20 protein-coding genes and 2 pseudogenes are annotated in these 18,944 nt (G+C 72.8%); 13 read left to right on the top strand and 9 right to left on the bottom strand.

Annotation, left to right across the window (positions count from 1 at the left end):
- Positions 1 to 30 precede the first annotated feature (30 nt).
- On the top strand, positions 31 to 2,595 hold the full coding sequence (locus tag OG738_RS34725; protein ID WP_329047377.1) for a LuxR C-terminal-related transcriptional regulator: 2,565 nt from the start codon (positions 31 to 33) through the stop codon (positions 2,593 to 2,595).
- Positions 2,596 to 2,802: 207 nt separating this feature from the next.
- Positions 2,803 to 3,102 carry an EthD family reductase gene (locus OG738_RS34720; RefSeq protein ID WP_329047376.1) on the top strand — a complete coding sequence of 100 codons (300 nt, stop codon included), beginning with the start codon at positions 2,803 to 2,805 and terminating at the stop codon, positions 3,100 to 3,102.
- A 72-nt stretch (positions 3,103 to 3,174) separates the two neighbouring features.
- Here the strand turns inward: OG738_RS34720 and OG738_RS34715 are convergent, their stop codons facing one another.
- Together OG738_RS34715 and OG738_RS34710 are read right to left on the bottom strand one after the other, a co-directional pair.
- On the bottom strand, positions 3,175 to 3,861 hold the full coding sequence (locus tag OG738_RS34715; protein ID WP_329047375.1) for a hypothetical protein: 687 nt from the start codon (positions 3,859 to 3,861) through the stop codon (positions 3,175 to 3,177).
- On the bottom strand, positions 3,858 to 4,208 hold the full coding sequence (locus tag OG738_RS34710) for a hypothetical protein (RefSeq protein WP_329047374.1): 351 nt from the start codon (positions 4,206 to 4,208) through the stop codon (positions 3,858 to 3,860). The genes OG738_RS34715 and OG738_RS34710 overlap by 4 nt, the downstream gene beginning before the upstream one ends.
- 148 nt (positions 4,209 to 4,356) lie before the next feature.
- On the opposite strand from OG738_RS34710, the gene OG738_RS34705 reads away from it, so the two are divergent.
- Both OG738_RS34705 and OG738_RS34700 read left to right on the top strand, forming a co-directional pair.
- Complete coding sequence (locus tag OG738_RS34705) at positions 4,357 to 6,321, top strand: sensor histidine kinase (RefSeq protein WP_329047373.1); 1,965 nt, start codon at positions 4,357 to 4,359, stop codon at positions 6,319 to 6,321.
- Positions 6,318 to 6,962, top strand: a complete 645-nt coding sequence (locus OG738_RS34700) for a response regulator transcription factor (RefSeq protein WP_329047372.1) — start codon at positions 6,318 to 6,320, stop codon at positions 6,960 to 6,962. The genes OG738_RS34705 and OG738_RS34700 overlap by 4 nt, the downstream gene beginning before the upstream one ends.
- A 6-nt stretch (positions 6,963 to 6,968) precedes the next feature.
- On the opposite strand, the gene OG738_RS34695 is transcribed toward OG738_RS34700, so the two are convergent.
- The gene (locus OG738_RS34695; RefSeq protein WP_329047371.1) at positions 6,969 to 8,045 is read right to left on the bottom strand and encodes a DUF5937 family protein; all 1,077 of its coding nucleotides are present in this window, start codon (positions 8,043 to 8,045) and stop codon (positions 6,969 to 6,971) included.
- A gap of 104 nt (positions 8,046 to 8,149) precedes the next feature.
- Between OG738_RS34695 and OG738_RS34690 the strand changes: the two genes are divergently transcribed.
- The 4 genes and pseudogenes from OG738_RS34690 to OG738_RS34675 all read left to right on the top strand — a co-directional run bounded on the left by OG738_RS34690 (position 8,150) and on the right by OG738_RS34675 (position 12,294).
- On the top strand, positions 8,150 to 8,896 hold the full coding sequence (locus tag OG738_RS34690) for an amino acid ABC transporter permease (protein ID WP_329047370.1): 747 nt from the start codon (positions 8,150 to 8,152) through the stop codon (positions 8,894 to 8,896).
- Positions 8,896 to 9,625, top strand: a pseudogene (locus OG738_RS34685) (amino acid ABC transporter ATP-binding protein). The gene OG738_RS34690 and the pseudogene OG738_RS34685 overlap by 1 nt, the downstream one beginning before the upstream one ends.
- A gap of 21 nt (positions 9,626 to 9,646) precedes the next feature.
- Positions 9,647 to 10,468 (top strand): ABC transporter substrate-binding protein, encoded by an 822-nt coding sequence (locus OG738_RS34680; RefSeq protein ID WP_329047369.1) that lies wholly within the window; start codon positions 9,647 to 9,649, stop codon positions 10,466 to 10,468.
- Positions 10,468 to 12,294, top strand: coding sequence for a CocE/NonD family hydrolase (locus OG738_RS34675; protein ID WP_329047368.1), 1,827 nt, complete (start codon positions 10,468 to 10,470; stop codon positions 12,292 to 12,294). The genes OG738_RS34680 and OG738_RS34675 overlap by 1 nt, the downstream gene beginning before the upstream one ends.
- Before the next feature lie 329 nt (positions 12,295 to 12,623).
- Here OG738_RS34675 and OG738_RS44790 read toward each other — a convergent pair.
- Together OG738_RS44790 and OG738_RS34665 are read right to left on the bottom strand one after the other, a co-directional pair.
- Positions 12,624 to 12,677: pseudogene (locus tag OG738_RS44790) on the bottom strand (hypothetical protein); the annotation flags it as partial.
- A gap of 2 nt (positions 12,678 to 12,679) precedes the next feature.
- Positions 12,680 to 13,363, bottom strand: a complete 684-nt coding sequence (locus OG738_RS34665) for a TetR/AcrR family transcriptional regulator (RefSeq protein WP_329047367.1) — start codon at positions 13,361 to 13,363, stop codon at positions 12,680 to 12,682.
- A 91-nt stretch (positions 13,364 to 13,454) separates the two neighbouring features.
- On the opposite strand from OG738_RS34665, the gene OG738_RS34660 reads away from it, so the two are divergent.
- From OG738_RS34660 to OG738_RS34650, 3 genes are read left to right on the top strand one after another with little or no spacing between them, the layout of a single operon-like run.
- Positions 13,455 to 13,823, top strand: a complete 369-nt coding sequence (locus OG738_RS34660; protein WP_329047366.1) for a DUF1330 domain-containing protein — start codon at positions 13,455 to 13,457, stop codon at positions 13,821 to 13,823.
- On the top strand, positions 13,823 to 14,575 hold the full coding sequence (locus OG738_RS34655) for an alpha/beta fold hydrolase (RefSeq protein WP_329047365.1): 753 nt from the start codon (positions 13,823 to 13,825) through the stop codon (positions 14,573 to 14,575). Before OG738_RS34660 ends, OG738_RS34655 begins: the two co-directional genes overlap by 1 nt.
- A gap of 13 nt (positions 14,576 to 14,588) precedes the next feature.
- Positions 14,589 to 14,918, top strand: coding sequence for a hypothetical protein (locus OG738_RS34650; protein ID WP_329047364.1), 330 nt, complete (start codon positions 14,589 to 14,591; stop codon positions 14,916 to 14,918).
- A gap of 327 nt (positions 14,919 to 15,245) precedes the next feature.
- Here OG738_RS34650 and OG738_RS34645 read toward each other — a convergent pair whose 3' ends face one another.
- The gene (locus OG738_RS34645; RefSeq protein WP_329047363.1) at positions 15,246 to 15,404 is read right to left on the bottom strand and encodes a hypothetical protein; all 159 of its coding nucleotides are present in this window, start codon (positions 15,402 to 15,404) and stop codon (positions 15,246 to 15,248) included.
- A 62-nt stretch (positions 15,405 to 15,466) separates the two neighbouring features.
- Here OG738_RS34645 and OG738_RS34640 point away from each other — a divergent pair, with 62 nt between their 5' ends.
- Positions 15,467 to 15,658 carry a hypothetical protein gene (locus OG738_RS34640; protein WP_329047362.1) on the top strand — a complete coding sequence of 64 codons (192 nt, stop codon included), beginning with the start codon at positions 15,467 to 15,469 and terminating at the stop codon, positions 15,656 to 15,658.
- Positions 15,659 to 15,913: 255 nt separating this feature from the next.
- On the opposite strand, the gene OG738_RS34635 is transcribed toward OG738_RS34640, so the two are convergent.
- The 3 genes from OG738_RS34635 to OG738_RS34625 all read right to left on the bottom strand — a co-directional run bounded on the left by OG738_RS34635 (position 15,914) and on the right by OG738_RS34625 (position 17,534).
- A complete protein-coding gene (locus OG738_RS34635) occupies positions 15,914 to 16,228 on the bottom strand; it encodes a hypothetical protein (protein ID WP_329057081.1) in 315 nt (104 codons plus the stop codon).
- On the bottom strand, positions 16,225 to 16,461 hold the full coding sequence (locus OG738_RS34630; protein WP_329057080.1) for a hypothetical protein: 237 nt from the start codon (positions 16,459 to 16,461) through the stop codon (positions 16,225 to 16,227). Before OG738_RS34630 ends, OG738_RS34635 begins: the two co-directional genes overlap by 4 nt.
- 698 nt (positions 16,462 to 17,159) lie before the next feature.
- Positions 17,160 to 17,534 (bottom strand): hypothetical protein, encoded by a 375-nt coding sequence (locus OG738_RS34625; RefSeq protein WP_329047361.1) that lies wholly within the window; start codon positions 17,532 to 17,534, stop codon positions 17,160 to 17,162.
- A gap of 815 nt (positions 17,535 to 18,349) precedes the next feature.
- On the opposite strand from OG738_RS34625, the gene OG738_RS34620 reads away from it, so the two are divergent.
- Positions 18,350 to 18,937: a hypothetical protein gene (locus tag OG738_RS34620; RefSeq protein ID WP_329047360.1), complete on the top strand. Its 588-nt coding sequence runs from the start codon at positions 18,350 to 18,352 to the stop codon at positions 18,935 to 18,937.
- Positions 18,938 to 18,944: the final 7 nt, after the last annotated feature.

Genomic DNA, 18,944 nt, shown 5'->3' with positions numbered 1-18,944 from the left:
GCGGCCCTGTCCAAAGTTAGGGTCGGGGTCATGCAGGTGGTGGCGACGAAGCTGCTCATCCCGCCGGACCGCCCGGGCACGGTCATGCGGACGCGGCTGCTGCGCCTGCTCGACGTCATTCCTGCCCACCCCGTCACCCTGGTCACCGCGCCCGCCGGGTTCGGCAAGACGACCCTGGTGAGCGCCTGGCTACGGGACTTCGCCGGGCGCGCCGCCTGGCTGACCCTCGACGAGGACGACGACGTCCCCGGCCGCTTCCTCGAGCACCTCGTCACCGCGCTCGCCGCGAGCCGGACCTTGCTGGACTCCGGCACGGCCTCGACCCCGGCGGTGATGACCGAACTGGTCAACGAACTCGTCGGCGCCGAACGCGTGCTGGTGCTCGACGACGTCGACGTGCTCGCCGAGCCGGAGAACCTGGACGCCCTGACCTTCCTCGTCGAGCACTGCCCGCCGGGGGTGCACCTGGTGCTGCTCGGCCGCACCGAACCCGACCTCCCGCTGGCGCGCTGGCGTGGGCGGGGGCTGCTGGCCGAGGTCGGCGCCACGCAGCTGCGGTTCACCCCGGACGAGGCCGCCGGGCTGCTCACCGCCGTCGCCGGGCGGGAGGTCGACGTGGCCACCGTCGGCGAGCTGAACCGCCGGGCCGAGGGCTGGGCGGCGGCCCTGCAGCTGCTCGGCATCGGCCTGCGCGACGGCACGGCGGCGGCGCCGTCGGTGCGGCTGCGGCCGGGTAATCGGTACGTGCTGGACTACCTCGCCGAGGAGGTCGTGGGCCGCCAGCCCGCCGAAGTCCGCGAGTTCCTGCTCCGCACGAGCGTGCTCGAGACGCTGACGCCGGCGTTGTGCGACGCCGTCACCGGCCGTTCGGACAGCGGCCGGGTGATCCGCGACCTCGAACGCGCCAACCTGTTCCTCACCCCGGTCGACGACGCCGGGCAGTGGCACCGCTACCACGGTCTGTTCGCCGACTACCTGCGCGGCGAACTCGCCCCGGAGGTCGCGGTGGAGTGTCACGCGCGGGCGGCGCGGTGGTTCTCGGCGCAGGGGATGCCCGCCGAGACGATCCGCCACGCGGTTCCCGGGCACGAACTCGGCCTGGCCGTCGCGACCGTGCGTGAGCAGGCCGAGGACCAGGTGCGCCGCGGCGAGCTGGCGACGTTGCTGTCGTGGCTGAACCGGCTGCCCGAGGACGAGGTGCGGGCCCACCCCGACCTCGCGGGATTCAAGGGCTGGCTGCTCTACCTCGCGGGTCACGCCGACGAGGCCGAGGCGTACGCGGCGATCGCCGACGCGGGCATGGGACCGGACGCGCCCGTGCTCGACCGCGCGATGCTCCGCACGTTCCAGGCGTACCTGGCCCTGACGCACGGCCGTCCCGCCGACGCCGCCGGGCTCGCGACCGCCGCCCTCGACCTGCTCGGCGACAGCACGTCGTTCTTCCGCGCCGCCGCGCTGGGCGTGCTCGGGCAGGCGCGGCGGCTCACCGGTGACCGGCGCGGCGCGATCGAGGTGCTGCGCCAGGCGGTCCGGCTGGGGCAGCGGAGCGCGAACCCGCTGAGCGCGCTCGAAGCCACCGGCTACCTCGCGCCGCTGCTGTACGTCCAGGGGCGGCTGCGGGAGGCGATCCTGCTGTGCCGTGACGCGCTGCGTGCCCACGGCGGCGCCCCGATGGCCGGTCTGGCCGAGGTGCCGCTGGGCACGCTGCTCTACGAACGCGACGAGCTCGCCGAAGCCCGGACGCACCTCGTGGACGGGATCGCCCGCTGTGAGCAGCTCGGCACGACGTCCTACACCTTGCTGGGCCTGCGGACGCTGGCGCGGCTACACCACGCGTCCGGGCGGGTGGACGCGGGCTTCGAGGCCTTGCTGGCCGCGCGTCGCCAGGCGGACGCCGCCGAGGACTACCGGCGGGCCCGGCTCGTCGTGGCGACGATCGCGGAACTGCACCTGCGGTCCGGCAATCCCACCGCGGCGGAGCAGGCACTGGACGAGATCACCCGCGACCAGCCGTCGTCCTCGGACTACGAGCAGCTGACCCGCGCCCGGCTGCTCATCGCGCGCGGCTCGCCGACGGCTGCCCTGGACGTGCTGGGCGTGATCGAGGACCGGGCCCGCGCGGAGGGCCGGGACGGGAGTCTCGTGGCCATCCTGGTCGTGAGCGCGCTGGCGCGCCGCGGCGAGCCGGCGCGGGAGCTGCTCGCCCGGGCCGTGGAAATCGCCGCGCCCGACGGCTACCGCCGGACGTTCCTCGACGAGGGCCCGGCTCTGGTGCCGTTGGTGAAGGAGGTCCGCGCGACGGCGCCGGAGTTCGTCACCGACCTGCTCTCCCGCTCCCGCGGCGCCCCGGCCGGTCCAGCTCGCGGGTCGGAGCTGCGGACCGTCGAGGGTGTCGGGGTGGTGGAGACGCTGACGGAGACCCAGCGGCGGATCCTCGGGCTGATCGCCACCGGGATGTCCAACCAGCAGGTCGCGGACAAGCTGTTCATCACCGTCGGCACGACGAAGTGGCACCTCAACCAGATCTTCGGCCGCCTGCAGGCCCGCAACCGCACCGAGGCCGTGGCGCGGGCCCGCGAGCTGAACCTGCTGTAGCGGTCGTTCCGGTCGTCTCGTTGGCCCTGCGGACGCCGTGACGGCAGGCCCGGCGACGACGTCAACGGCCCCGCCGGTCCTGACCGGACGCGAAACCGCCACCGACGAAGGTCACGCGACTTCACCGGATCGGCGGGGCGGTCGCCGGTGGCCCAGCAGGGCAAGAGGTGTGTCACGCTGGGAGCGCCCGCCGCCGAAAGGAACCCGATGCACCGGCTCACCGTGCTCTACCCGCCGCCCGCCGACGAAGCCCACTTCCGGGACTACTACGTCAGCACCCACCTGCCGCTGGCGGCGAAGCTGCCCGGTCTCCTGCAGTCGCAGTACTCCTTCGACGTGGCCTCGCTCGCCGGGGAACGCAAGTACTTCGCCGTCTTCCACGCCGATTTCGAGTCGGCCGAAGCCATGGCCGCCGCGCTGGGGTCCGCAGCGGGCAAGGCGGTGGCCGCGGATGTGCCGAACTACGCCACCGGCGGGGTGGAGATGATCCACTATCCGCTCAGCTGACTTCCCTGGCTGGACTGGCACAGTCGGACCATCGTGCTCGACGCGCTCGGGCACCTCCACGCCCGCGCCGGCTCACGTTGACGAAGATCCGGCGATCGCCGGCCGCTGCGAACCGGTGTCCACCGAAGTGTTCCGCGGCAACCGCAGGAGTGCGACGGCGACCGCGGCGAACCCGACCGCATTGCAACCCCACGCCGCGAAGTCGAGCGGGTGGCTGGCCAGCACGACCGCCGCCACGAAGTGCAGGGGTTGCGCCAGGGCCGTCAAGACGGCGGCCCACCGCGGAACCGCGCCCGAAATCCACAGCGCCACCCCGAGCAGCACCGTTCCGGCGACGTGCCCGACGACGAACACGACACCGGCCACCACCGTCGTGGGGTGGACGGCCTCGAACAGCCGCGCCACCACGGGTTCGGGCAAGTGTTCCTTGACGCCGAACAGCACTCCGGCGTCCCCGGCCACGAGCAGGCCGAGCGACAGGTAGGCCGGCACGAGCAGGAGCATCGCCGCGGCCGTCGTGCGGGGTGCCGCGGGCCGGGTCAGCCGGCCGGCCGCCAGGACCGCCGGGACCAGCGTCAGCACGCCGAGGAACCCGAGCCACACGACCAGCGACTGCGTGTCCGGGGCCGCGGCCACCTTGCGGACGACGACCGCGGCGTCGTCGGTCGTGTCGTACGGCAGCACCAGCCGGAGCACCGCGATCGCGGCCGGGCCGAGGGGCAGCAGCGCCGCGGCGAGCCACCGCTCCGGGCGGCTCATCGCGCACCCGCCGTGCTTCGCGGGACGAGCACCAGCACGGCACCGGCGATCGTCGCCAGCACCCCGGCGCCCGCCAGGACGACCACCGGGCCGGGCACGCCGGGCGTCACGGCCGCCGGTGCCGCGCTCAGCGCGGACAGCGCCCGCAGCACGAGCAGCCCGGGCACCGCACGGCGCGCGCCTCGCCACGCCGCGACGACCAGGACCAGGCTGACCGCGCCGAGCAGCGCGGCGGCCACGGCGACCGCCATCGGCGGGTGGTCGCCGTCGGTGAGCAGCGGGACGAACAGGTCCACCACGGACAGGAAGCCGAGCACCAGCAGCCCGGCACGCGTTGATCGCGACATTTCGAACCTCCTGAGGTCCCGTCCACCGTGCGGGCCCGCACGGTCCCGCGGCATGAGCCCGCGTTCCGCGCGGACCCGGGAAAACGCCCGGCCGATCCGGGAACGTGGTCCCGGGACAGCGGGACCGCGAAGGCGGACACTGAGGCGCATGACGACCGGCCGGGTGCTCGCCGCCGGCCTCGGCGCGCTCGCCGTGACCGAGGCCTGCGTCGCCGTCGCGCTCACGATCGCCGTCGGGTGGTCGTGGCAGCAGGCCCTCGATGCCTTCGTCGTGACGAACTCGGTCATGGGGGTCGCCTTCGCGGCCTGCGGGGCGGTCATCGGGTGGCACCGCCGGCGCTCCCCGATCGGGTGGCTCTTTCTCGCGGACGGGCTCGGGCACGCCACGACGGCGACGGCCGTCCCGCTCCTGCAGGTCCTGCACGACGGCGGCGCCCCGCTCGGGCTCCAGCGGCTGGCCGCGACGGTGTTCGCCTGGTCGTGGCCGTGGTCGATCGGGCTGTTCCTGCCGCTGGCGCTGGTGCTCTTTCCCGACGGCAAGCTGCCGAGCCGCCGCTGGCGCCCGGCCGTGCTCGCCCTGGTCGCGACTGCACCGCTGTTCGTCCTCGAACTCGGGACCAGCCCCGAGCCGCCCGTCCCCGGCGTGCCGCCGGGGTACCTGACGCTGGCGGGCCACGACTCACTGAGTCCACTGTGGACGATCTCGGAGGCGCGGACGGTCGCCGCCCTGGTGCTGGCGGTCGCGGCGCTGATGGTGCGGTACCGGCGCGGTGACGACGTCCTGCGGCAACAGCTGCTGTGGCTGCTGCTGGCGACCGTCACCGCGGCCGGGTTCGTCGTGCCGTGGTCGTTCGTGGCGGGGACGCCGGTGATGGTGCTGTTCGCCATCCCGCTCATCCCGGTCGCGGTGACCATCGCGATCGTGCGGCACCGCCTGCTCGACATCCGCCTGGTCGTGGCGCGCGTGCTCGCGTGGGTGCTGCTGTCGGCCGGCGTCGTGCTGGCGTACGGCGTGCTGGTCACCCTGCTGGACCGGTTCGTCTCCGCGCAGCTCGGCCGGTCCGCGGTCGCCACGATCGTGGTGGCCCTGCTGGTCGCGCCCGTTCTCCCGCGGCTGCAGCGCGCGGTCGGCCGCGCGCTCTACGGCGACCGCGGCGACCCGGCTCGCGTCGTCTCCCGGGTCGGCGAGCAGCTCGCCGGATCCGGCCTGGCCGGCGTCGTGACGGCGATCCGGGCCGCGTTGCGCGTCCCGTACGCCGCGGTCGCGACGACCGGGGACGTCCTCGCCGAGGACGGCGAAGTGCCGGACGAAGTGACGGTCGTGCCGCTGGAGTACGACGGCGCGGCGGTCGGCGAGCTGCGCATCGGCGCGCGCTCGGGGGAGGGCGGCCTCGGTGCCGCCGACCACGCCGTGCTGGCGCTCGTCGCTGCGCCGCTGGCCGTCGCCGTCCACGCCACCCTGCTCTCGGACCAGCTGCAGGCGTCGCGGGAGCGGATCATCGCCGCCCGGGAGGAGGAACGCCGCCGGCTGCGCCGCGACCTCCACGACGGCCTCGGCCCCGCGCTCACCGGCGTCGCGCTCATCGCCGACGCCGCCACCAACCTGCTCGCCACCGACCCCGAGCGCGCCCGTGAATTGCTCGGCGCGCTCCGCGGGGAGATCCGCACGGCCGTCGCGGACATCCGGCGGCTCGTCGAGGACCTGCGCCCGCCCGCGCTCGACGACCTCGGCCTGGTCGGCGCGCTGCGCCAGCGCGTCGAGCACCTGGTGCGGCGGGCCGACGGCGGCGCGCTGCTCGTCCGCCTCGACGTCCCCGGCGAGGTCCCGGTGCTGCCCGCCGCCGTCGAGGTCGCGGCCTACCGCGTCGCGACCGAGGCGCTGACCAACGTCGTCCGGCACTCCACCGCGTCGACCGCGGTGCTGCGGCTGCGTTGTGGGCGGGAACTGGACCTGGAGATCGCCGACGACGGTTCGCCGGACGGCCCGTGGCGGCCCGGCGTCGGCCTGCACGCCATGCGCGAGCGCGCCGCCGAGCTCGGCGGCGGGTTCGAGGCCGGCCCGTCTGCCGAGGGCGGCCGCGTCCGGGTCTCGTTCCCGCTGGGGGCGCCATGACCGCCATCCGCGTCGTCATCGCCGACGACCACCCGATCGTCCGCGAAGGCCTGGCGGCGCTGCTGAACTCGCTGCCCGGCTTCACCGTCGCGGGGATCGCCGCGGACGGGCACGCGGCGGTCCGCGAAGTGGTCACGACCCGGCCGGACGTCGCGGTGCTGGATCTGCGGATGCCCGGCCTCGACGGCATCGCCGCCACGAAGGAGATCGCCCGCGCGGTCCCGGGCGTCGCCGTCCTCGTGCTCACGATGTTTTCCGACGACGACTCGGTGTTCGCGGCGATGCGCGCCGGCGCCCGCGGCTACCTGGTCAAGGGCGCCGAGCAGGACGAGATCGCCCGGGCGATCCGGGCCGTGGCGGCGGGCGAGGCGATCTTCGGACCCGCGGTGGCGCAACAGGTCCTGAGTTTCCTCACCGCGCCGCCCGCCACCGGCGAGCCGTTCCCGGAGCTGACCCGCCGCGAGCGCGAGATCCTGGACCTGCTCGCCGCGGGCCTGCCGAACGGCGCGATCGGGCGCCGCCTGGGCCTGGCCGCGAAAACGGTGGCGAACAACGTGTCGGCGATCTTGACCAAGCTCCAGGTCGCCGACCGCGCGGCGGCGATCATCCGGGCGCGGGACGCGGGCCTGGGGCGGAGCTGACCGCCGTCACCGCATGATCGTGGTCAGCACGTCCACGCCGAGCTGCATCAGCCGCTGCAGGTCCAGGCGATGCTGGATCATCCGGCCGTCGCGGCGGGACACGAGCAGGCCCGCTTCGCGCAGCCGGCCCAGGTGGCGGGAGACCTGCGGGACCGTCATCCCCGTCCGCGCCGCCAGGTCGGACGTCGTGATCGGCTCGTTCACCAGGTGGCGGCACAGCGACAGCCGGGCCGGGTCGGCGAGGATCGCCAGCCGCAGGCGGACCTGGGCGAGCGTGTCGCGGGCGCCGTCGCCCTCGACCGGGAAGTGCACGACCACCGGGAACTCCGGGTCGACCTTGACGATCAGGTGCGGCCGCGCGTGCACCGACGGCACCAGCAGGCAGCGGCGGCCGCGCAGGTCGGCGTGCAGGGACTGCAGTTTGTCGAACACCACGGACGCCGGGTCGTGCCGGACCGCCGCGTTCGTGCTCAGCGACGCCAGCGCCTCGGCCACCGGCAGTGCGCTGAGCCGCGCCCGCACGGTCGCGCATTCGCTTTCGAGGCGGTGGGAAACCCGCGCCCACTCGTCGGCGAAGAACTCCTCGGCGCAGGCGCGCAGGACGTCCAGCAGGTCGGCGCGGAACGCTTCCGGATCGGACACGAGGTGCCGGGCCAGTTCGCCGCGGCCGAACGACCGCCGCTCGCACGAGACGACGTAGGCGTCCCGCGCCGCCGCGTCGCCCAGCAGGTCGCCGATTTCGGCCAGGCCGCCGTGGATCGCCTCGGCCGCCGTCGCAGCGAAGCGGTCCAGGGGCAGCGCCTCGATCCGGCGCAGTTCCTCCTCGAAGGTCTGCCCGAGCGGCAGTTCGAACGGCAGCAGCAGCCGGCAGCGGCGGCGCGCCCACAGCGGCGCGTAGGTCTTCAGCCGGCCGTGCAGGGCGGCGGAGGTGTCCGCGCGGACGCGGGTGAGCCACGGCCGCACCTCGAAGTGGTGCTCGGGCTCGGCGATCGAGTGCAGGCACGCGAGCAGCTCGGCCACCGGCGACACCCCGGCGACGAGGTCGGCCGCCCGCGCACCCTGGACGGTCAGCACCACGGACATGCGCCCAGCGTACGGCCCATCCTTACCGCGGTCGCGGTAAACGTCGGCGGCACGGCGGCGAAACGGACCTAGCCTTCCCGGAACGCGACACGAGAGGCCAGGCCATGCACGACTTCCTGCGCACCTTCTTCGATCTCCGCGAGATCCTGGACGTGCTGCCCGCCCTGCTGACCGAAGGGCTGCGCAACACCCTGCTGATCGCCGCGCTGGCGATCGTCTTCGGCGTCGTCGCCGGCGTGCTGCTGGCGATGGTGCTGCTGTCCCGGCGGCGGCTGGTCCGGCTGCCCGCCCGGATCTACGTCGACGTCTTCCGCGGGCTGCCCGCGATCGTCACCGTCAGCCTGGTGGGCGTCGGCCTGCCGGCCGCCGGGCTGCGGCCGTTCGGCCGCGAACCGCTCGGCTACGCCGTGCTCGCCATCGCGCTGATCTCCGCGGCCTATTCGGCCGAGATCTTCCGCTCCGGCATCCAGGCCGTCCCGGCCGGGCAGCTGCACGCGGCACGCAGCCTCGGCATGCCCTACCTCACGGCCATGCGCGTGGTCGTCGTCCCGCAGGGCGTGCGCAACGTCCTGCCCGCACTGGCCGGCCAGTTCATCATCGACGTCAAGGAGAGCGCCCTGGTGTACCTGCTCGGACTCGGCTTCGGCCAGCGGGAGCTGTACTTCATCGCCCAGGAACGGCAGGCGGCGACGTACAACTCGTCGGCGCTGGTCGCCGCGGGGCTCTGCTACCTGCTGCTGACGATTCCCCTCACGTACGCGGTGAACCGGCTCGACCGGCGGATGCGCGAAGGACGCCGCTTCACCGCGGCGCCGGCGCCGGTCGCCGTCCCGGCGAAGGCGGCCGTGTGATGCCCGCGGTGTCCGTGCGCGGCCTGCACAAGCGTTATGGGTCCGTGGAAGTGCTCCGCGACGTCGACCTCGACGTCGCCGCCGGGGAAACCGTCTGCGTGATCGGGCGGTCCGGCTCCGGCAAGTCGACGTTGCTCAAGTGCCTGAACCTGCTGGAGGAGCCGACGTCCGGGGAGATCCACGTCGCCGGCACGGCGATCACCGGCCCCGGCGTGGACGTCGACGCCCTCCGCGCGCGCGTCGGCATGGTGTTCCAGCACTTCAACCTCTTCCCGCACCTGAGCGTGCTCCGGAACGTCACCGCCGCGCTGCGGCACGTCCGGCGCCTCGGCCGGGACGCCGCCGACGCCGCGGCGATGACCCAGCTGGAGCGGCTCGGCCTGGCGCACCTGGCCCACCAGCGGCCCGGCCGGCTCTCGGGCGGGCAGCAGCAGCGCGTCGCGATCGCCCGCGCGCTCGCGATGGAGCCCGAAGTGATGCTCTTCGACGAGGCGACCTCCGCGCTCGACCCCGAACTCGTGAAGGACGTCCTCGACGTGATGCGCTCGCTGGCCGGGTCGGGCATGACGATGCTCGCCGTCACCCACGAAATCGGGCTTCGCCCGCGAAGTGGCCGACCGCGTGGTGTTCATGGACGACGGCCGCGTCGCCGAGTCCGGCCCGGCCCGCGCCACCCTCGACGACCCGGAAACCCCGCGGCTGCGTGACTTCCTCGCCCGCGTCCTCTGACCGTCCGGAAAGGACACTCCCATGCTGCGCCTCGCTTTCGCCGCGCTCGCCGGCGCCCTCATGCTCGCTGGCTGCGGCGGCACGTCGTCCGCCGACGACCCGTACGGCCTGCTCGAACCGGGCACGATCCGCGCCGCCACCCAGACCAGCCAGCCGCCCTTCGCCTACGGTGATCCGACGGGCAAGCCGGTCGGGTTCGTCATCGACGTCACGGACGAGGCCGCGAGGCGGCTCGGGCTGAAGGTCGACTACAAGGCGACGTCGGTGACGTCGTCGCTCGCCGGCCTGACGAGCCACCAGTACGACCTCGCCGCGGCCGGCCTCGGCGTCACCGAGGAGCGGCAGAAGAGTGTTTCCTTCACCAAGCCGCTGTTCTGGAGCACCACGGCTGTTCTCACGCCGGCGAAGAGCGCCGCGGCGAAGCTGACCGACTTCGCCGGGCACAAGGTCGGCGTGGTCACCGGATCGACGCAGGAACCGTTCGTGTCGGCGAAGATGCCGGGCGCGCTGCCGATCGGCTTCCCCAACGCCAACGCCGCGGTGAGCCAGCTGCTCAACGGCAGTCTCGACGCGTTCGTGGTCGGCGGTCCCGACGCCGAGCAGTTCCTCAAGCAGTACCCGGCCTTGCGGCAGGCCGCGTCGGCGCCGGTGGAGCACCCGACGTCGATGGCCGTGCCGAAGGACCACGGTGCCCTGCTGACCGCGCTGGACCAGCAGATCGGCGCGATGGTCGCCGACGGCACGTACGCACGGCTGTACCGCAAGTACTTCACGACCGCGCCGCTGCCGCAGCTCGTCGCCGCCTGGCCCGCGCTCGGGGCGCAGTTCGCGGGTGGCCTGTGATGGGCTGGGAAAGGCTCGGCCGGGACTGCTGGCGGCTCGTGCTCGACGTCCCCGCGCGCGACGGCACGAACCTGGTCGCCGACCTCTACGCCGCGCGGCCCGAGCCGCCCGCCGGGCCGGTGCTGTTGGAACGAACTCCGTACGGCCGCCGGCTCGCGCGTCCGTCCGACGGCGCGGGGCCGCCGTCACCCGAGGCGGTCGCGCAGCGGTTCGTCGACGGCGGCTACCTGGTGGTACGCCAGGACTGCCGCGGCCGCGGCGACTCGGGCGGCACGTTCACCAAGTACCTCAACGAGGCCGAAGACGGCTACGACACGGTCGAGTGGATCGCCGCGCAGGACTGGTGCGACGGCCGGGTCGCGACGATGGGCGTCTCCTATTCGGCGCACGCGCAGGCCGCGCTCGCGTCACTGGGCGCGCCGCACCTGGCCGCGATGTTCCTCGACTCCGGCGGCTTCGCCAGCGCCTACGAAGCGGGCACCCGGATGGGCGGCGCGTTCGAGCTGAAGCAGGTGACCTGGGCGTTCCACCGCGCCCGCACCAGTACCGAGGTGCGCGCCGACCCGGTGCTGCGGGCCACTTTGGACTCCGAGGACCTGCGGGCGTGGTTCACGCGGATGCCGTGGCGGCGGGGTGCGACGCCGCTGCGGTTCGTCCCCGGCTACGAGGACTACCTGCTGGAACAGTGGGAACACGGCGTCTTCGACGACTACTGGCGCCAGCCCGGCATCTTCGCCCGCGGGTTCTACGACCGGTTCCCGGACGTGCCCAGCCTGCACATCTCCAGCTGGTACGACCCGTACATCCGCACGGCCACCGAGAACTTCCGCGAGCTGGGCCGCAAGAAGCACAGCCCGGCCTACCTCGTGCTGGGGCCGTGGACGCACGGCGCGCGCAGCGTCCGGCACGCCGGCGACGTCGACTTCGGCCCCGAGGCGCCGCTCGACGGCAACCTCGACGACGACTACGTGACGATGCGGCTGCGCTGGTTCGACGCCCACCTCGCCGGCGCCGGCGAGCCCCCGCCGCCGGTGCGGTACTTCCTGATGGGCGGCGGGTCCGGGCGCCGGACCGCCGACGGGCGCCTCGACCACGGCGGCCAGTGGCGCACGGCGACGGCGTGGCCGCCGGAAACGGCCGAGGAGCGGGTGTTCCACCTGAGTGCCGACGGCGGCCTCACCCCCACGCGGCCGGAGGGAACATACCTGGAATACGACTTCGACCCGGCGGACCCGGTCCCGACGCTCGGCGGCCAGGTCACCTCGGGCGAGCCGGTGATGAGCGGCGGCGCGTTCCACCAGCGTCCCGACGAGCGGTTCTTCGGGGCGGCGCCGCCGTTCCTGCCGCTGGAGAGCCGGCCGGACGTGCTCGTGTTCCAGACCCCGCCGCTGACCCACGACGTCGCGGTCGCGGGCCCGGTGACGGTGCGGCTGGCGGTCTCGTCCACCGCCGCGGACACGGACTTCACCGTCAAATTGATCGACGTCCACCCGCCGAGCGAGGACTACCCGCAGGGTTTCGCGATGAACCTGACCGACGGCATCCTGCGCTGCCGCTACCGAGACTCGTTCGCCGAACCGGCGCCGTTGGTGCCCGGCGAGGTCTACGACATCACGGTGGAGGCCCCGGACACGGCCAACCTGTTCCGCGCGGGCCACCGCATCCGGCTCGACGTCAGCTCCAGCAACTTCCCCCGCTTCGACGTCAACACCGGCACCGGCGCCCGGGAAGTGGGCGACCGGCGGAAGGTCGTGGCCACCAACCGGGTCCACGTGGACGGGCGGTCGTGGCTGACGCTCCCGGTGCTCCCGGCTAGTGTCTCGTGATTCTGTAGACCTGGTTCCGCCGAAGTCGGGGCCGGTAAATGGCGGTCAGGTGCTCTAACGCGGCTGGGTCGCCGCATCGAGATCGAAGAGGTCGACGGTCTGACTGCTTCGCCGCCGCCTCGTTCGCTTGGCGGCCGGACGGCCCTGCTTTGTCCACACTGGACCGGTGAGGCTTGATCCGACCATGCCGGCCACCGCACCTCGCGTCCTGGTCGGCGTGGCCCTGTTTCGTTCTTCGTCGTCCTGGGCCTGGTCGTCATCACGCCGGCCGTGGCTGCCCGGTGGGCGCGGGCGACGTCGCGGGTCTGCAGGCCTGCGGCGAGGCCGTAGGGCGTGCTGTTGGCGAGTTCGACGGCTTCGTCCCCGGTGTCGAACGGCTGCACCGTCAGGACGGGTCCGAAGATCCTTCCTGCACGACCCGGGAGTCCGCCTGACCACCCTGCAGTACACCGCTCTCACCGTGCTCGAACGCCGGGCTGAGTGCCCGACGCCAGTAGGCGGTGACGCTGCGGCGCACCTGCTCGACGTCGACACCACGCGGGTCCAGCAGCCGCTGCAGGGCGATTCCGCGTAGCTGGCCGACGATGGCGATCGCGACGTCGTCGGGCCGCATGCAGGGGTCGACGACACCGTCCGCGATGCCGGCCTTGACGTCGTCGCGCAGGTCGGCGCGGAAGGCGTCGTCGCGTTCGCGGAAGATCGAGGCCAGGTCGGGTTGCGTGGCAGCCTCGGCCCACAGCAGCAGGAAGGCTTGGTTGAACACGCCGATGCGGGCGAGTTCGCCGAGGTAACCGTCGACCAGTCGCAGGAGGCGGTCCAGGCCCGGCGGCAGATCGTCGAGGCCCGGCACGAACCCGGCCTGCGTCGCCCGGGCAAGCCGTTCGACCAGCGCCTGCTTGCCGCCGAAATGGTGGGTGACGATGCCACGGCTGTACCCGGCGCGTTGCCCGACCCGCGCCAGCGTCAGCGAGCGGACACCCTGCTCGACGACCAGTTCGGCGGCGGCCGTCAGCAGCGCGGCTTCGGCCTGGTCTCGGCGTTCCTGCTGGGTGCGGCGGGTGGCGGCCATGCACCGGAGTCTAGCAAACAAACTTGCGTGTCGGGCAACAAGTATGTGTAAGGTGGGCGGCGTAGCGAGTACCGGCTCCAGGAGGTTCCCCATGATCGAAATCGACGACCGCGAGCTCGACGCCCTGGTGGCCGACGACCCGGGCGGCCCGGTGGTGATGCTCAACCTGCTGCGCTTCCGCCCGGACGGCGGCCGCGAGAGCTACCAGCGCTACGCGGCGGCGCTCGGCCGGTCGATCAACGCCCGCTACGGCCTGAGCGTGGAGTACCTGGGCGACGGCGGGCGGCCGCTGGTCGCCGAGGACGGACAGGCCTGGGACATGGTGGTGCTGGTCCGCTACCCGGACCGGCAGGCGTTCGCCGCCATGATCCGCGACCCCGAATACCAGGCGGTCGCCCCTCTGCGCAGCGAGGCACTGGTGGAATCGGTGCTGCAGCCGACCACGCCGTTCGCCGTCTGATGCCCGCGGTCTTCGTCCACGGAAACCCGGAGACGGCGGCGGTCTGGGAGCCGCTGCTGGCCGAGCTCGCGGCCGTCCGGTCCGACCTGGTCTGCCTGTCACCGCCCGGGTTCGGCGCGCCGCTGCCCGCCGGGTTCGGCGCCACCCAGGCGGACTACCGGGACTGGCTCGTCGAGGAACTGGCGGCGCTGGGCGAGCCGGTGGACCTGATGGGGCACGACTGGGGTGGCGGCCACGTCGTGAACGTGGTGCTGAGCCGCCCGGACCTCGTGCGCAGCTGGGTCAGCGACGTGCTCGGGATCTACGACCCCGGCTACCGGTGGCACGAGCTCGCCCGCCGGTGGCAGACACCGGATGTCGGCGAAGCCGATGTCGCAGCGCGCTTCGGCGGCACGGCCGAGAAGCGTGCGGAAGTGTTGGCGGAGCGGGGAATGGGCCGGCACGTCGCGGCTCGCGTCGCGGCCGGGCAGGACGCGGCGATGGGCCGAGCGGTCCTCGCGCTGTACCGCTCGGCCGCCAATCCGAGCACGCTCGGGCTCGGGCTGGACCTGGAGCGCGCGGCGGCGCGGCCGGGGCTGGCGATCCTGGCCACCGCGGACCAGGCCGTCGGCACCGAAGAGCAACGCCGGCGAGCCGCCGGCCGCGCGGCTGCCCGAGTGGTGGTTCTCGAAGGTTCGGGCCACTGGTGGATGACCGAAGACCCGGCCCGCGGCGCTGCGGTCCTGACGGACTTCTGGGCCACGATCCCGTGAGTCGGGAGGAGTCGTGAAGTCCGAGTCGCGCATCGCCGAATTCTTCGGGTGCTACCGGCCGGAGTGCACGGTGGCCCAGCAGGCGATCACGGCCACCTGGAGCACCCTTGAGAGCGGATACTGGGACCATTTCGCCCAGGGCGACCGGGTGCTGGTGTTCGGCGAGCCCGACCCGGCGAACGGCAGCCGTCGAGTCCGGCGTGGCACGGTGCTGGACCCGCCTTCGCCGGAGACCATCAGGATAGCTTTCGAGGGCGAGGAGCACGGGGAGTTTTCGCCGGTCGACCCGGTCCGGGTCACCCACGCAGCCGGCGCCTGCCAGTGCGTGGTGGCGATCGCGTGAACGAGCGGCGGCCGCCCCGCCTGGACGCGGCTGGCAACCACTTCGGGCGCGGGTTCGCTGACAAGATCTTCCGACACAGGACCGAACTTGCAGGGGTGATCCCGCCTGACGCGACTGGCAGAACGCACCACGGCCGACCCGTCCATCGGATGCTCGGCCGGCTCCGGCTTTCCCCGAGGATGTTCTCCAGCCGGTCGGCTGGCGTCATCGCGGCGATTGCTGGGTCCAGCTGCGTGGACGTGCCCGTGCCGGGTGGCCGGCCGCAGAAGTGGTAGATCACGTTGGACTGCGCCGGGCCTGGCTTGCGCAGCTGCAGGGTAGCGACGGTCACGGCGCGTCGGCCAGGGCGCGGTAGAGCGAGGCGACCGACGGGTTTTTTCCGGCCTTCTTGCCGGAGGAGCTGGTCAGCTTCTTCGCGATCTCCGGCATTGGGACGCCCTTGTCGCGCAGGGCACGGGCGACGGTGAGCATGTCCTTGTCGATCATCCTGGCGGCCGCCGTCGTTGCCGCACCTGGCAGTACCCGGAACCGGCGACACCGTGGCCGAGGTGACCCACAGCGACCTGCGCGCCGACGGCCGGCCCTTGCCATCGGTTCGCCCTGATGCCACCGAGGACGACGAGCACCTGTGGATCCCGTCCTGGACACTGTCCGACCCCGCTGCTGCACGGCGCGTCCCGCCGATGACACCTCTGATCGACACTATTGCCCTGACCCAGGTTGGAGCCTCGCTGCCATGACCACCGACGCTGATGCTGACCGCTGCAGCGCCGCCTTCAGCGCGGTCTGCCGCTGCGGCGTGAAGTGACCGTTCCCGGTCGAGGTCAGCTTCGCGGGAGGAGACGTCCAGGTCACCACGAACCACTTCTCGGCCCTGATCGGCGACGCGGCCGGTGATGCCGGTGGCGAGCCGGTGCTTCGGTTGGACGCTCGCGACGGCGCGCGTCGGTGAGCACGGCGCGGGTTTCCGGCGGTGTGGCGGCGCCTCGGCCGGGTCAGGCCGTGCCCTGGTGTTCGTCGCCGGTGTCGAAGAAACGGTCCACGTACTCTTCCTGCGGCAACGCGCTGTCACGCAGCAGCGAAAACACCTCGCTGCCGGACACCAGCTCCTCGTTCCCCGTGGCATAGGCCTGTGCGAGCCCCACGTAAGTCGCCCCCATTTCCTTCGCGTACTCCCGCGCTTCCGTCTCGGCCAGCGCCAGCGCCGAGTCGACGTCGACTGCGTGCCACACCGTGACCCGTTCCTCGTACGACGGTTCGACAGCTTCGGTCCACCGGAAGACGCACCGCACCCCGTACCACTCCGTCATGACTTCGCTCCCTCTCGGCTTCGCGGCAACCCGAACGCCGGAAACATACTGTTCTCGAAGCGGATCATGCCGCAGATCCGGTCGCCGGCGAGGGTGATCACGAACAAGCCCGTCCCGTGGCGGGTCCCGTCCGGACCACGCAGGTAGGCCCCGAACGCCGGCTGGCCGTTGGCCCGGTTCGGCACGAGGTTGAATCGGCGGCCCGCGTCCAGGAGGGTCGCGCAGAAGCGCACTGCGGCGTCCCGGCCCTCCTATTCGAGGGGCAGCGGCGGCATGGACACGAAGACGTCGTCGGTCAGCAGGGCCACCAGCGCGTCGACGTCGGCCGCTTCCCAGGCGTGCACGAAATTCGCCACGATCGCGTTCTCGGCGGGCGAGCCGGCGGCGGGCGGCAGTTCGGCCGTCCGCCGGTGCGCCAGGCCGGCCCGCGCCCGCTTTGAGGGCGCTCTTCACCGATTCGACCGTCGTGTCCAGCATGCCGGCGACCTCGCTCGCGGGAAAGCCGAGGACATCGTGCAGGACGAGCACGGCCAACTGACGCGGCGGCAGGACCTGGAGCGCGGTCACGAAGATGGATTCGCGCTGCTCGTAGCGGCCTCCGGGCCAGCACCTCGGCTTCTCGCGCTGTTGCTGAACACCTGGCGTCACGGCACTCCCATTCCGCCGCGTCGGAGCACGCCTCGCCGTGCGATCGAGAAACCGCCCACCGTCAGCTGACCGTGGGCGCAGGACCGATTTCCCTGCGCGCCGGCGACCGTGCGCCGCCGTGCGCCGCCGATCGCGGCTGACTCGTGTCGGGACGTCAGCACGCTGGGGACGCCGGGCTGGGCCGGATCCCGAGGGACAACCGCCGGTCGGGCATTCGCCGCGCGTGACTCGGGTCAACGGCCCGGCGCTGCTGTTGGCGCAGCCGGACGCGGGCGCGGACCCGTCAGTCCTGCTCGGCAGGCCCGGTCGGCAACGAGCCTGTCCCAGTGGAGCCGGCCGCGGCAGCCTTCTTCAGCGTGACGGGGGCACTGGTGGTGACCTCGAGCCGCGCGTCGTGATTGGGGGTTCCGTCGTCGTGGAACAACTCGGGCGCCAGCAGTCTGGGCCAGCGGGCATTGCCGCCGACGCGAGCGTCTCCGGCGATCTTGGCGTCGACCCACTCGATGAACCGCATCGGGGACGCGCCGAAGTAGCTCCGGACGCGGTCCTGCATGGCGCGCACGTCATGGCCGGGCAGGAAGTCGCGGTCGGTGCTCTCCCCGCAGCCGCAGCCGCAGGGCCGGTGGAGGAACTGCGCTTCCTCCGGGGAGTTCGGCATAGCCGACGGGGTTCTGCGACCCGGTCTCGACCGGGTCGGGCTTGCCGACGTAGTCGTACAGCGGGCGGGTGCCCGGACTCGACAAGCGTGCCCTCCAGGGCGATGCGGTTTTCCATGCGGGTGTAGCTAGACAGCTCGGCCACGCCCTCGGCGACGATCAGCGCGAACCGCTGCCGGGTGACGCGCTCGGTGTTCATCTTCCACAAGCCGCGCCCGGCGTCCCCTCGGCTTCGGTCATCCGCGGGAAGTAGCCGACCGACCGCCGCCCAATGGGTCATGCCCGCCTCCACAGGTTCATAGCCCCCAGCTTCACGCGGACCGCCATTCCCCCACCACCATCCTTCGTGAACCGAAGTACAAACAAGGCCCATGTGCACGGAGCGCGGCGACGCTCGTGCTGCTGCTCACCGGGGCCGTGACCACGCACATCGTCAACCACGACGAGCTGTATCAGAGCGTCATGGCGCCGACGCACCTCCTGATCATGGCGGCGATCGCGCTGGCCACCTGGCCCGCCAACTGGCGCGACCTGCTGCGTCCGCGCGTGGATTCCCCCGGCCGCCCTTGTCCTGAGGCGTGCGGCATGCGCACGCTGGAGGGAGCTTCCCACCGGGCAAGCCTCAGGACCGCGGATGGACCGGACCACACCGAAGACCTCGGAGGCCACGCCGGGGCGTGGCTCGGTCCCTCCGCGCCCGCGAGAACCCCGAGCCCGAGGAGCGGGGGAGCGACCCGGTCCGGATCGGCGAGGTCTTCCCCGAGGTCTTCGGTGTCCTCGAGCGAGCCGCCCGTCGGCACCGGGCTAGATTTCGACCATGCACCGTTCGAGGGGACTCGTCACCGCCGCATGTCTGCTGGCCTGCGCCGCCGGGTGTTCGCAGGGAACCACCGCGGCACCGCCGCCGGTGAGCACGGCTCCAAGCAGCCCGGCGTCGTCGACACCGCCGCCGCCGACCACGACCACGAGCGCGGTGACCCGCCCGGCGTCACCCGCGAAGCTCACCGAAGCCTGTGCGTTCCTCGGCGGCGAGGAGATCACCTCCGCGCTGGGCACCTCCCTGCCGGCCCAGGCCCACGAGGAGCCCTCGAAAGTCGACGGCGTGGTCACCAACTTCCAATGCACGTACGGCGACCTCGCACTGCTGACCGTCACCGCGGTGCCGGACGACGTCACGCCGAAGTCGCTCACCGACCAGCAGCGAAAACGCTGCACCGGCGCGATCACGCCCATGGCGGTGGGTTCCGGTGGCTATTTCTGCCGGACACCCGAAGGCTTCGAGGAGATCCTCACCGGGAAGACCGTGCATCGGCAGGTCCGCATCCTCGACCTCACCCTCTTTGTGCCCGGTAACCGCCCGGACGCCTACCCCGCGCTCGCGAAGCTGGTCCTTGACAGGCTCTAGGAGGAGC

The sequence above is a fragment of the Amycolatopsis sp. NBC_01488 genome, assembly GCF_036227105.1.
Classification (GTDB): Bacteria; Actinomycetota; Actinomycetes; order Mycobacteriales; family Pseudonocardiaceae; genus Amycolatopsis.
Note: the sequence above shows the minus strand (reverse complement) of the source record. Positions and strands in the feature narration are given on the sequence as shown.